This is a genomic window from Christiangramia sp. LLG6405-1 (assembly GCF_045055805.1).
Classification (GTDB): domain Bacteria; phylum Bacteroidota; class Bacteroidia; order Flavobacteriales; family Flavobacteriaceae; genus Christiangramia.
In genome coordinates this window covers 2,980,162-2,993,445 of record NZ_CP159330.1, presented here as the reverse complement: position 1 = coordinate 2,993,445, position 13,284 = coordinate 2,980,162, and the positions used below count along the sequence as shown (strand labels likewise).

The 13,284-nt window shown below is 31.4% G+C and carries 14 protein-coding genes; all 14 read right to left on the bottom strand.

The window, feature by feature from the left end:
• Window positions 1-45 precede the first annotated feature (45 nt).
• Window positions 46-1,329 carry an erythromycin esterase family protein gene (locus tag ABVM50_RS13790; protein ID WP_405199092.1) on the bottom strand — a complete coding sequence of 428 codons (1,284 nt, stop codon included), beginning with the start codon at window positions 1,327-1,329 and terminating at the stop codon, window positions 46-48.
• A 178-nt stretch (window positions 1,330-1,507) separates the two neighbouring features.
• Window positions 1,508-2,281 (bottom strand): abortive infection family protein, encoded by a 774-nt coding sequence (locus ABVM50_RS13785; RefSeq protein WP_405199091.1) that lies wholly within the window; start codon window positions 2,279-2,281, stop codon window positions 1,508-1,510.
• 766 nt (window positions 2,282-3,047) lie between these two features.
• A complete protein-coding gene (locus tag ABVM50_RS13780; RefSeq protein ID WP_405199090.1) occupies window positions 3,048-3,581 on the bottom strand; it encodes a GNAT family N-acetyltransferase in 534 nt (177 codons plus the stop codon).
• A gap of 171 nt (window positions 3,582-3,752) precedes the next feature.
• On the bottom strand, window positions 3,753-4,664 hold the full coding sequence (locus ABVM50_RS13775) for a restriction endonuclease (RefSeq protein WP_405199089.1): 912 nt from the start codon (window positions 4,662-4,664) through the stop codon (window positions 3,753-3,755).
• A 161-nt stretch (window positions 4,665-4,825) separates the two neighbouring features.
• Entirely contained in the window at window positions 4,826-5,125 is a 300-nt protein-coding gene (locus ABVM50_RS13770) for a type II toxin-antitoxin system RelE/ParE family toxin (RefSeq protein ID WP_405199088.1), read from the bottom strand.
• On the bottom strand, window positions 5,118-5,369 hold the full coding sequence (locus tag ABVM50_RS13765) for a type II toxin-antitoxin system ParD family antitoxin (protein WP_405200716.1): 252 nt from the start codon (window positions 5,367-5,369) through the stop codon (window positions 5,118-5,120). Before ABVM50_RS13765 ends, ABVM50_RS13770 begins: the two co-directional genes overlap by 8 nt.
• A gap of 198 nt (window positions 5,370-5,567) precedes the next feature.
• On the bottom strand, window positions 5,568-6,446 hold the full coding sequence (locus ABVM50_RS13760; protein ID WP_405199087.1) for a DUF4238 domain-containing protein: 879 nt from the start codon (window positions 6,444-6,446) through the stop codon (window positions 5,568-5,570).
• 135 nt (window positions 6,447-6,581) lie between these two features.
• Entirely contained in the window at window positions 6,582-7,124 is a 543-nt protein-coding gene (locus ABVM50_RS13755; protein WP_405199086.1) for a hypothetical protein, read from the bottom strand.
• Between the two features lie 692 nt (window positions 7,125-7,816).
• Window positions 7,817-8,350: a restriction endonuclease gene (locus ABVM50_RS13750; protein ID WP_405199085.1), complete on the bottom strand. Its 534-nt coding sequence runs from the start codon at window positions 8,348-8,350 to the stop codon at window positions 7,817-7,819.
• Between the two features lie 3 nt (window positions 8,351-8,353).
• The gene (locus ABVM50_RS13745; protein WP_405199084.1) at window positions 8,354-9,256 is read right to left on the bottom strand and encodes a hypothetical protein; all 903 of its coding nucleotides are present in this window, start codon (window positions 9,254-9,256) and stop codon (window positions 8,354-8,356) included.
• Between the two features lie 161 nt (window positions 9,257-9,417).
• Complete coding sequence (locus ABVM50_RS13740) at window positions 9,418-9,828, bottom strand: hypothetical protein (protein WP_405199083.1); 411 nt, start codon at window positions 9,826-9,828, stop codon at window positions 9,418-9,420.
• A 170-nt stretch (window positions 9,829-9,998) separates the two neighbouring features.
• Window positions 9,999-10,691 (bottom strand): hypothetical protein, encoded by a 693-nt coding sequence (locus ABVM50_RS13735; protein ID WP_405199082.1) that lies wholly within the window; start codon window positions 10,689-10,691, stop codon window positions 9,999-10,001.
• Between the two features lie 1,004 nt (window positions 10,692-11,695).
• Window positions 11,696-12,160 (bottom strand): DUF4870 domain-containing protein, encoded by a 465-nt coding sequence (locus ABVM50_RS13730; RefSeq protein WP_405199081.1) that lies wholly within the window; start codon window positions 12,158-12,160, stop codon window positions 11,696-11,698.
• A 256-nt stretch (window positions 12,161-12,416) separates the two neighbouring features.
• Window positions 12,417-13,130 (bottom strand): hypothetical protein, encoded by a 714-nt coding sequence (locus ABVM50_RS13725; protein ID WP_405199080.1) that lies wholly within the window; start codon window positions 13,128-13,130, stop codon window positions 12,417-12,419.
• Window positions 13,131-13,284 lie beyond the last annotated feature (154 nt).

Here is a 13,284-nt window from a genome sequence, read left to right as displayed (position 1 = left end):
ACCCGTTATTTGCGATGAACCGATGTTGTACACCGTTTTATTTCTTTAATTTAAATTATAATCTGGCACCGAGATCTTTTCTACAAAAATTAAAGCGTCATAAGTATCTGCATAAACTTTGTTAATTAGTATTCTATGTAAAGGTTTTGGTTGATATCCGCCTGCTGCAATTAATAGATGCTTGGACTTTTTGTTGAAGAATTCTAGATTTTTATTGAATTGAATAAAATAAATGTCCTTGTCAACTGACATCAAAGTTTTCGCATAAGTTTTTCTAAACGGCTTCTTTATATCGTAAGTTTTCCAATAAAGACCTTTCTTGCTATCAGTGATTAAACCGTTTATTTTTCCAATTCCGAAATCAAATCCTACTGCATAATAATCGTCATCATATTGATCCTTTAGATTACGTCCTAAGTTAATAATATTACTACCTGTACTATACATTTCTTTTTTATTAATGTGTTCGTTATGAGCCCAAATAAACGCTTTTCCATTTTTAGATAGATTTTCTACAATATATTTGACATTTTCGAACATTTTTAGATCTCTGAATTCTGTGCTCTTAGGATATTCTTCGGTAGCCAAAGAAGCAAACTCCGCATAATTTATTAAGTAATCTAAACTTCTTAGAACATTTTTATACTTCTCACTTTCTAAATTTGATCTCAGTATTTGTTGTTTAAGTTCGTTTAATTTTGGAAGCTGAATTTGCCACCAATTATCATCGTTATGATAGTCTATTTGCTTATTTGCAGAACCATCAGCAATCGCTAAAAGATTTTCATCTATTGAGATTTTATTTTTAGTAACAAACTTTCGTATATCTTGATTAAGTTTTCTTCCTAATTGAATATCCATTCCATAAAACTTAATTTGCTCACTTTTGGATTTTCCTTTATTGTATTCTCTCATCCATTTTAGAAGATTTACAACTTCTTTAGTTTGCCAAAATTGAATTTTAAAATTGTCAGCAATCGTTTTTATATTTCCTTTTCCTCCACTTATCCATTCATTTATTCCAGATTCAGCTTGGTAAGATTCTTCCATTATAAATGTTTTTACACCTTGATTTTTTACCAAATATTTAAAGAATTTGGCTTTAAGTTCAAAAAATTCTTTGGTGTCATGGGTCGCTTCTCCAAAACCATAAATCTTGGCTGTGGAAAATTTATCAGGTGCGTTTTGTTCAAAAATCTTTAATGTAGAATCTGGATTTGCATTTTCAATTTCAATAGAATTGTTAGTTATCCAGTCAATTGTTTTTTGATTTTGAGAATATGAAAATAGTGTTGAAATGAATATGAAAATTGAAAATATTGTTCTCATCAAAATGCTAGTATAAAATGGTGTACAACGGTCTCGGTTATCGCCAGTTGGGGGAGTAGGGGACGCGGATTTGTCGGCTTAGTATTGGTTTGTTGGTCAAGTTAAATATTTTCTTTCTAACGCTGCCGCTTATTGGCGATTAACCGTTGTTGCCTGCTGGCTCTACTTGTATCTTGTTTTAAAACGGTAAGTCATCTTCTTCTTCTTCAAGAACCTCTGATGGTTTTGGAAATTTCGTTTTATAATAGGATTGTAGAAATAAACCAACTGTGGTAACTGAGTTGATAACGAAATAAGTATAAACTGGATCTGTAATTAAATAATCCTCAGCCGTTTTTCCGTGAAAATTTGTTTTTTCACTTCTTAATTTTTCTATTGATTGACTTATCGATAGAAGTGAACTGCCAATTGTCTTAATTTCTATTGGATGATTACTATCTAAAAAATTAAATTCCCTTAAAATTTTAGAAGTTAATTTGTAAAGAGTTTCAGTTCCTTTTATTTTACTATTAATTCGTTCATCTTTAAGAATTTCTTTTACAATACTTTCTAATGCAGAATTCGAAAGGCCAATTGCTAAACTCGGGTCAGATTCTATTTGCTTAAAGGCTTTTGTGAAAGTTTCATAAGCTGTTTTGTAGTCTGATTTTAATTCATTTTTGAAGGTTGGGACAGATGGAATAAAATCAGGTGTATCAACTCCCATATCTATTGCGATTTTTAAGATATCACTTCCAGACATTGAATGTAAAGTTCTTAATAAGTCTATATCTCCAGTCTGTTTTTTTATAATTTCAAAGTTTTCCCAATGATTATTCCATTCGTGATCAACCTCGTGCCATTTTTCTATGTACAAACTAACTTCAACGTAAGATTTATATTCTTCCCATATTGCATCGTGAACTGATTTCACAAGTTTCATTTGATATTTGGGAGAAATGAGCTCGTTCATAAATTATATAATATTTTTAAAGATAAGATTTTCATTGAGCTTGCTGGCAACGGTCTCGGTTAACACAAGTTGCGGAGTTAGGGGCGCGAATTTGTCGGTTGAGACTTTTATTTATTAGAACTCTAAAATACACTTTTTTACGAAATACCGCTATTTGTGATAACCGTTGTTACCTACTGTTGCGACAGGTTTGAGTAAGAACCATCGATTCCGAACTCTTTTCGTTCTTAGTTATAATTTGTCAGCAGAACATTTTGAGTCGAGTAGGGGTCAGCGTATGGCTAAATTTTTAATAGCTAACTTTTATAATAATTAAATTTCTTCCGATCGATTCAGATCCAGAGTGATTTTGTCATTTGAAATTTAAATTTTTTTCTTTAGAATTCCGTTCGAGTAAGAGTCAGCGCAATCCATAGTTTTGAAGTTACTTTTAACTTATTTAAATTCTTTGAGATCAAGTCAGATATTTAGTGATTTTGTCATTTAAAATTTGAAATACTTTTCTTTAAAATCCCGTCCGAGTAAGAGTCAGCGAACTGCTTTTACAATTTTTTTCTTTAGAATAAATTTTCAAAAAATTCCGCTTGAGTAAGAGTCAGCTGGAATTATTTTCTTTAAAATTTTCTTGATTTTTTCGAGGAGCAATTGTAGGTAACGGTCTCGGTTATCGCCAGTTGGCGGATTGAGGGACGCGGATTTGTCGGCTTAGTATTGGTTCGTTGGTCAAGTTAATTATTTTCTTTCTAACGCTGCCGCTTATTGGCGATTAACCGTTGTTAGCTGCTGGCCTATATAGTTCGAATATTCTATTATCCTCATTGTCTTTATCAAATCGTTCTTTGTTCAATTGAAATTGATTATTAATTAAAAGACTGATTGAACTTTTATTTTGGTTTTGAGTAAAGGCTTCTATTTTCTCAAGGTTTAATTTTCCAAATCCAAAATTCAGAACCGCAATCATGGATTCGTTCATAATTCCTTTTCGCTGATATTTTGGATCTAAATCATACCCGATTTCTGCAACTTTTCTATCCTCTGAGAAATTCCACAAACAGATCGAGCCTATCATTCTAGTTTCATTTTTCGGAGTAATGCACCAGTAAATTAACTCATTGTTGGATATTTTCAAGTTTGTGTTTAGAATAAATTCGAGCGCTTTTTTCTGAGTGTCAGCCTTTTTTCTCTTGACAAATTGATTTACAATTTCATCAGAGCGCAAATACAAGACAGTTTCCCAATCAGATTCTTTGAGTTTTTTCAGAACTAATCTTTCCGTTTTTATAATGGGAAATGGGTTCATATTTAGTTGATTACATTGAATTAGGCTTGCAGCTAACGGTCTCGGCTATCGCAAGTTGCGGGATTAGAGATGCGGATTTGTCGGCTTATTTGTTTTAATAATTGGTCTCTAAAATAACCATTTTCACCAAACTACCCGTTATTTGCGATGAGCCGTTGTTAGCAAACGTTATTAAGTACCAATATTATGAATAAAGAGGTTATTTGTTTTCTCATCTTTTGTAATTTCCATAAAGAAATAATCATTCTTGAATAAACCTCTCATTTTTAATTTTGCATAATGACCCTTTTGGTTGATATCGTAATCGAAAATAATTTGAGGTGATTCTTTGGCGTAGCTAACTTCTATTTTTAGTATTACACTTTTATATTGGCTCACATCAACGATGGGTTCTAATAAAGTTATTTCAAAAATCCATGTATTATCATTTCTGAAAAGAGTTTCTACCTTTTCGTATTTCGATTTAAATTCAGTTTTTTCAGTAAAATCTTTTAATGTTCTAAATTTGGTTGCTTTATCAGGTCCTAATTTAAATTTTTCTTGAATTAAATCATGAATTGTTGTTAATTCGAAGTCTTTTAATTTTATAGGAAGATCAAGTTCATTCTCAAAACGAATGGCCGGTGAAACCTTTATGTTAACTTTGCAGTTTTTGATGTATGTACTCTCGAATTGTGTTATATAGTTTTTACTAAGAAGAGATTTATTCTCATTGTTTAAATCTAATAATTCAATTTTTTTATTTTGAAGCGCTCGGTTTTTGGCATCTTTGGTAAATTGTTTAGCAACGAAATAGCCCTTTTGGGCATTATATATTTGTACTTTTTCTTCAAAAATTATAATGTCATTCTTACTAACTTTCTTTTTTTTATAATTTTTGCATTCGAATATGTAAATAAGTGTGGTTCCAATTTTTAAATCTACTGTAACATAAACATCTATTTCATGTTTTACTCCCTCTGATACTATTATCTTATTATTTTCAATTTTTACCTCGCCAATTTCACTCTTCGAAATATGATTTAGGATATGCTTTTCTATAAGACTTGTAGCTCTTTCAAGAGATTTCCCATCTAACTTCATAAATCTTAATTAATAATGTTTGCTAACGGTTACGGTTATCGCAAGTTGCGGGAGTATGCACGCGGACTTGTCGGCTTAACTATTTTCATTCCTGGTTTCTAAAATTACACTTTTTTGACAATACCCGTTATTTGCGATTAACCGATGTTAGGTGTAGTTTTTTATTCTCGAATCCTTGTTTCTAAATCCATACTACCGTGTAATATTCTTGTGATTTCGATCTCATCTTTAGAAATTTCGCGATAAAATATTATATGTTTTTTTACTCTTAATCCGAGTAATCCAGCAGTAATTCCTTCATAGTTTTTTCCCAGGAGTGGTTTTTCAGTTAATTCCTCAAAACTTTCAATCAGATTTTGGTAGTAATAGTCAGCTTGTTGTTCTGACCATTTTTCTAGTGTATAATCCCAAATATTAGTCAAATCAGCGACGGCCTTTTTGGTTAAATAGTACTTAGCCATTCAGACGTTTGTTTGATTTTAAAGATTCAAGATGTGTTTTTGGATCAAAATTGTAATCTTTTCCACTATCAATTCCTTCTTGAATTGCATTTTTTAAGGCAGCAACTTTACTTTCTTCCTCTTCTAATAATCTCAATCCAGCACGAATTACTTCGCTGACATTTTTGTATCTGCCTTCATTTATTCTACCTCTCACGAATTGATCAAAGTAATCACCTAATGATATGGATGTGTTTTTATTCATTTTTTCATCTTTTTCCAAATATACCCAAAATTGGTAACTTTTACAAGTTGAAAAATTACACCTAACGGTCTCGTATAACGACAAGTGGCGCGGAATTATGGAAGCGGATTTGTCGGCTTAACGATTTTGTTTATTATGGAAACTAATTTAGTTCTTTTCTACGAAACCCGCCATTTGCGTTATACGTTGTTGGCAGCTTTAATTTTCTCGAAATATCTCGAAAACTTTTTCTTTTAAAGACTTTATTCCATTAGGAGTATTATATTTTTTAGATATTAGGGCTATTGTACCAAGATAATTTTTATCAGGCCCACAAACATATTTTTCTGATTGTATGAACATTAAAATATCAGCACATACCCGATGTTCTGGTGTAATCTCTTTTATTGATTTACCATTTACGTGATATAAAGTTTTACCATTTGATAAAGGAAATACCAACTCATTTTTATACAAGTTAGGATCTTTCTCTGTATTTAATATTACTGGATTATCTCCAATAATATGTAATCTTACGTTCGTTGCAGCTTCATAAATTTTCCAATCTGAAAAATTTGATGGTAAATCTGCTTTAATGAAATCTGAAACGGCAAGCATCATTTTTGAACTTTCTATAAAAGAGGCATCATCTCTAATTCGCTCGTATAAATCTTTCGAAGCTTCTTCATTACTTCCTTTTTTTAAAATCTTAAAAAATAGCTCATCATTAGTTGATTTTTTAATTCTATTTTCTGCTCTTTCATCTTGAGAAGGAACTCTGTAATGGCAGATTCCTAAAAAATGTATTATTGGAAAAAATTCTTCAGTTTGAATTTTATAATTATTGCTAATAATCTTTTTATGGATTGGAGCAAATTGATCTTCTGAAAATTGATATAAACTTTCTACGTAGTCAGTCTCTTCTCCATTTACTTCGAATGTATTTCTGTTCCATTCATAGAAAATTTGTTTAGGACTTTTTCTTTTTGATTCTAATTGGTTTTTAGTTTTATTAAAAACTGCCAATTTTCCATCACTTCCGGTAAACCCTTTTATAAAGAATTTTGGAATGAAGTGATGTCGTTTAGAAATACTCAAATTTCAATAAATTATTGCTGCCAACGGTCTCGGTTATCGCCAGTTGGCGGAGTAGGGGACGCGGATTTGTCGGTTTAGTATTGGTTTGTTGGTCAAGTTAATTATTTTCTTACTAACGGTGCCGCTTATTGGCGATTAACCGTTGTTGTTGGTTGTTTTATTAGTTCGATTTTGTATTGAATCGATTTCTTTTGAAACTTTTTCTATGATATTTGCGCAGTCAATTACAAAATCATTATCTACTAAAATTAATGTAGATACCTCGCTTACATCACCTTCACAAAAGAAATATTGATTTTCTTTTTTAATTTGAAACGGTAAGTCGGTTTTTGATATTAAAGTTTCGTAACTCTTTCCTTTTCCATGTTTCAATACATTTATTGCTAAATAATAAACGTTGAATTGATTAAGGAGCTCATTTTTATTTTCAGACATAAGAAGTTCTTTCGCTTTCTTAAATCCATTTTTACATTTTAGCTGTTGTTGCAATATTGACTCAAAAAGTGAGTACATGCCAATTGCTAGTATTGCTTTTTGAAGTTGAATCATCTGTAGATTTTTTACAGCAGATGTTGGAGCATGTGTCTGTAGTTCATCTATTATTTTGGAATTCAATTCATCCAATGCGCGAAGCGTGAAAGTTATTCCTCTGTTTGCTAGATCTTGAAATTGGTGCATTTTGTTTATAAAATAACCTACAACGGTCTCGAATAATCGTCAGTTGCGGTTGTACGTATTCGGATTTGTCGGCTTAGGTTTTTGTTTGTTGGATTCTAAAAATACTATTTTATTTCAAATGGCCACAATTGCGAATATTCGTTGTTATATGCTGTTGCGATACGTCCGAGTAAGAACGGGAGATTTGCCGCTGTCGGGAACATCCAAATTTTAAATCTCTAATCATCATCTTAACTAAAATCATTGCGCAAGAGTGAGCGTCCGTCGTTGTTTTAGCGATCCGTTGAAAACTCCAGTTTGCCGCACTTTAATTTTTTTCCAGTTTCAATTGAAACTTCTTTAGCGTAAATATTCAATTAAATGTCAGCGTTCTTTCCCATGAAATTTCTATTGAACGATAAATGTAAAACCTCATTTCGGATCTGAATTTTGTAAGGTATCGATTTACTAAAAGTTCTTACTTCGGATTTGTCAGATGAAGGCTTACATGCACATACTTGTCGGATTAGAAGAATCATTGTTCTTAGTAGCTAAAATTGTGCGGAGCAATAGCATATAACGGTCCCGGTTATCGCCAGTTGGCGGAGTAAGAGACGCGGATTTGTCGGCTTAGTGTTGGTTTCTTGGTCAAGATAATTATTTTCTGTCTAACGGTGCCGCTTATTGGCGATGAACCGATGTTGCCTGCAGTTTTAATTATTGAATAGTTTATGAATGAATAATCCACAATATCTTTTTCTAATTAAAGTTCTCAAATCATTTAGAGAATTAATTGCATCTAAATCTGCTCTGTTTAAAATTATTACTCTTATACCTTCTTGAAGTGCAGCTTTAATAATTTCTATAGCTCCATTATTACTATTACCATTGAGAAAATCTCCGGTGACTCCATTTGCCGCAATGAAAATACCAGTTTTCATTGTACGTCGTCTTAACTTTGAGATAAAACTATCCAAGGCAGGTGCACCAACTGCAACCGACCAATTTTTACATTCAACGAGAATAATGTTTTCGAATGGTTTCAGTACTTCCTCAGATTGAGCGTTCCATAATACGATGTCAATTTCTTCCGCGTTCATTACTGCATCGCGACCTTCCACTTTAACTCCATCTAATTCAGATAATAAATATTGACAAAGTTCTTCAAATCTTTCACCTTTCTCATTATTCGTGGCGGCAGCATCTACATTTGCTAGCAACGCCTGATAGGTTGGTAAATCGAACATAGTCTAGGATATAAAAAATTCACGATAAGATTTAATAATGGCCTTGAGAAGATCTTTTGATGTTTGTATCTCTGCCAAATTATTTCTATCAATTACCAAGATTGTTATACCAGAATGTTCTTTGAGATTTTTTATTAGTTTTTCATTATTAGATTTAAGTTCTGCGGTAGTAATAAGAATAAATGATTTAAATCCTTGAGAAATTGCTTTACTGATTAAAGAGTGAATTAAGTTGTTATCTATACGATTAGAAGCTTTAACTTCTATTGGAATAGGGTTTCCTAATCCTCTTAATTCATCAATCTCGAATGAATTCCAAACAATAAAATCATATTCCTTACTTTTTCTTTGATCGTTAAGTTGAGTGTCAAAATTAGGAATATCGTTTAGAAGCGAGAAAATCCACTTTTCCAATTCATAGTATTTCTTAACTCCTTGTAAATTTAAAATTTCAGTTAATCTATTATTGGAATAAATCTCTTGATAATTTAAAATATCTCGTTTTTCTTTTTTAGGCTTCAATTCTTCTAATTCTCGCTTATCTTCTAAAATATTCTTTAAACGAAATGATAAATTTTTTATGCTTTCTAGTTCTAGGCTATATCTGAAAAACTTATATGATAGAAGAGAGTATCGATTAAAATTATCAGTTTGACTTACTAAAATAACAGGCTTTCCTAAGCCGTGACTCACACCAATTTCGTAATATATATTTGGATTTTCATTGGATATATCCGCAATAACCACATCTGATTTTTTAATGGTATCAATTATTTGTGTTACTACTCTTTCTTCTATATTAAAATAATCAGTTTTAAATATTGTAAGGTTTAAATTTGTAATCAGATTTAAAGCATCCTCAATAGGCTTAAATCTATCGTAATTCGTAGCAATGTATATGTTCATATTTTGTTTTTAAAATTGCTGGCAACGGTCTCGGTTATCGCCAGTTGGCGGAATAAGGGACGCGGACTTGTCGGCTTAGTATTGGTTTCTTGGTTAAGTTAATTATTTTCTTTCTAACGGTGCCGACTATTGGCGATTAACCGTTGTTGTTGCACGTTTAATTACTTCTCAATAAGTTTTAAGTAATGATTACGTCCGAAAGTTATTGGATAAGACATATACAACATCACACCTACAGAATAGAAAATCATCAAATATAGATTGATGTCAATCAAATAGGTTAGTCCTATAAGTATAAATTGTATTAAAATTAGTATTGGTAAAACCCACCTATTTTTTGAGAAACCAGTCAGTTCAACTGCTTTTGTTTCATCTTCTTTAAGTGATATGTCCTCCTTTTGACTTCCGCACCAATCGATTCTTGCGTGCAATTTATATTGTCCTGGTTCTATTTCGAATTCCCTAGTTTCTCCATTCTCAATTGTTCCAATTTTCTCCTTATTTAAGTATAAACCAATTTTTCTTCCTCTATTGGCAAATTCGGATCTTCTATCGATTATTAGTTTACTCATTGAATTCGAAATTTTTAAAATTAAATGTGCTACAACGGTCTCGTATAACGCAAGTTGGCGGAGTAGGGGACGCGAATTTGTCGGCTTAGAGATTTAATTTGTTGGTTAATTTAATTAATTTCTTTCAAACTTTACCGCCTATTTGCGATATACGTTGTTAGGCAACGTATTTATTCTTTATTTTGTTTAAATACAACTAATATATCTTGTCTTCTTTCCCAATCGGGAGCATTAAGATTTTTCTCTTGACACATATTTTCTAATCTATCTTCTAAGTTTTTACAAAGTTGCCTCAAGTCAATCATTATTTTGTTTAGATCTTCGCTTACAACCTTACCTTCAGCTACAGTTTGAAGTAAAATACTATTAATTTGACTATTACTTTCTTTTAGATTTGGAACTTTCCATTCTACTTTTGAACCTCTTTGTATTCCACTAAAAAGAGAGTATGGTGTGAATTCTCGTGATTCTAAATCTTTATAAAACCAAGATAATATTCCATATAAAGGACTTTTTTTATTAATTATCATTTCACCTCTTCCTCCTAAATGTTGAAATGTATTTCTGAAATCTTTTAGATGCTTAAAATCTCCAATAATTTCATCAGGTTTTTCCCAAGGTAATTGATAAAGTAACTCTCTAATTCTGTCAGTATAGTCAATTATGCTCCAAGTATAATGAAACGTAATCGGCACACCTTTTTTCTCATTTATAGATAAATCTAATAATCGGGTTTCTAAGGTTGAAAAATTTTCCTCTATAATTTGAAATGAAAAACGTATTGCGTCAAAAATCAAAAATCTATTCTTTTCAATTTCTACAGGCAAGCGATTTAGTATTGAGTTTTTACTTAAAATCTTCATTTAAATATGGTGCCTAACTGTCTCGGTTATCGCCAGTTGGCGGATTGAGGAACGCGGATTTGTCGGCTTAGTATTGGTTTGTTGGTCAAGTTAATTATTATCTTTCTAACGCTGCCGTCTATTGGCGATTAACCGTTGTTATATACTGTGGCGACAGTTACAGTTATAAATTGGACCTCTTTTAAGTTTTTAACGTGTTCCAGCTATTTTAATCAGAAGTCGATATAATCCTATTCTTCTTATCAAACCAATAATTAACCACAGAAATCTTTATTTAAATCTCAATTATAATACTTGAGAATTTATAGGATCTCCATTTTTAATTGTCATTTAAGAAGTGGATTTTTCCAACTAACTATTCTAACTTCAAGCGTGGAGTCCAAATTGAAGATATAACAGTTATTTAGAATAGTTTAGTATCCAAAAAGTCCCGCTTTGAAATGTTCCCAATCTGAAAATATAGTGCTTAATATTAGGAATGCAATTACAAATGTGAATAGAAATATAAGTAGATGAGTTTTTTTTGATTTTAATATTCTAGCCATATATTTTAGTTTAATGTTTGTGATTGGATTTTAATTCTTTCTATGAATTTATTTCAACTCTTATTTTAAGCTATTAGTTAATTATTTATAGAAACGTTACACTTTAATCCAGATTTGGAAATTGCAAGTTATGATTCGTTGCGTTAAGTTATTGAACTCAGGTGGTTTTGAAGCCATTGTATATAACGGTCTCGGTTATCGCCAGTTGGCGGAGTGCGGGACGCGGATTTGTCGGCTTAGTATTTTGTTGTTGATCAAGTTAATTATTTTCTTTCTAACGCTGCCGCTAATTGGCGATTAACCGTTGTTATGTGGCGTTTTGCTACCTCATAATTTGAATAGAAGGAAAGTATTTATTTTTCTTTCCTTTTTGACTTTTTCTTACATTAAGAATAATCAAAATTAGATTGTAGAGGTAGAGTAAAATTATTAACAATCCAAATATGGAGAAATCTGTTATCAAAATTGGTATAGAACTGATTGCGTAAAATTTATTGGAATAAATGATCCTTTAGAAGCTATTATGAGTACAATAAATAAAACCAAAGTCCAGGTTATTTGAAAACTAATTAGCTTCTTACCCGTATCATCTACTAATTTAATTTTTTCTCTTTTTAGTATCCACATTACTAATGGAATAATGATACCTAGGAATGGTTGAACCAAAATGGATAGAGCGCTTAAATTCATTAGGGTTAAATAACCTTTATCTTCAATATCTGCCCATTCTAGCAAATCATCCGGAGTAACTCCGAGTGCTTGTGTTAATTTAATTAAAGTGTCACCTCTAGGAACTGTTTCACCTTTTTCTATTCTTTGAATTGTTCGCAGGCTCAATTTTGATTCTTCTGATAAATTTTCTTGCGAAAAGCCTTTTCTAGTTCTAAGATCTTTAACTTTAATTGCTAAGTTTTGATTGTTCATGTTTTTTAATTTATTATTTCTTAGCAAATTTATTCTCAGTACTGCATTTCTGTTGCGTCATTAATGTGACAATCTTACGACATTGTTGTCTTTGTTTGGCAAAAATGCCATATAACGGTCCCGGTTACCGCAAGTTGCGGGAGTAAGGACGCGGATTTGTCGGATTAGTTGTTTTAATAATTGGTATCTAAAATAACTATTTTCAGCTAACAACCCGTTATTTGCGGTGAACCGTTGTTAGCAATAGTTATTTGCGTTACTTACTTTCTATTATAACTATATATTCTTCACTTGCTTCATAAATCTTTTGTATCAAATCTAGACGCCTTGATGGGTCTAATAATTCATAATTTAATGCCTTAGATTCTAAATAGTCAAAAAATAGATTACATCGGTTTTCGGGAATTTTCAGAGAATTTTTTAAATACTCACAATTCAAAGTTTCGTCCGACGTAAATAATTCTATATAATCACTTAAGTGAATAATTCGTATCTCAGATTTTTTAGGAATTGATTTCTTATTTTCTGGTAAAAAACCAGCTAATAAGTTTCCTTTAGGATTTGGCGGATAATATATAAACCAATTCTTTTCTAGATCGGTTTGAAATGTTTTTTTTAATTCTTTGTTTGCCGTTTTCACATTAAATTCCTTTGATGAGGAACTAATATTTACTTGATCTAATATGTTAACTATCCTCTTAAGTTCAATTACTAAAGTTTTTTGTAGATGAGTTTCTTCAACGATCAATATTTGCTTTTCAAATTGTATCGAAGTGAATACTAAGGTGTCTCCTATGTCACTTGATATAGAAAAATTCCCTTCTTGATTTGTAGTAGAAGAAATACCGCTATTCATATTTACAATTTCAAAATCTGATACTCTTTCATCTGATTCGTAAACGATACCTGTGACTTGCTGAGCTGTTACACTTTGAATACAAATTAGAATTAAAATTATAAATATTCTCAAGCAGTTTCTCGGTTAAATAATTATTGCTAACGGTTACGGTTATCGCAAGTTGCGGGAGTAGGGACGCGGACTTGTCGGATTACCCATTTTCTTTCTTGGTTTCTAAAATTACACTTTTTCGACTAAACCCGTGATTTGCGATGAACCGATGTTG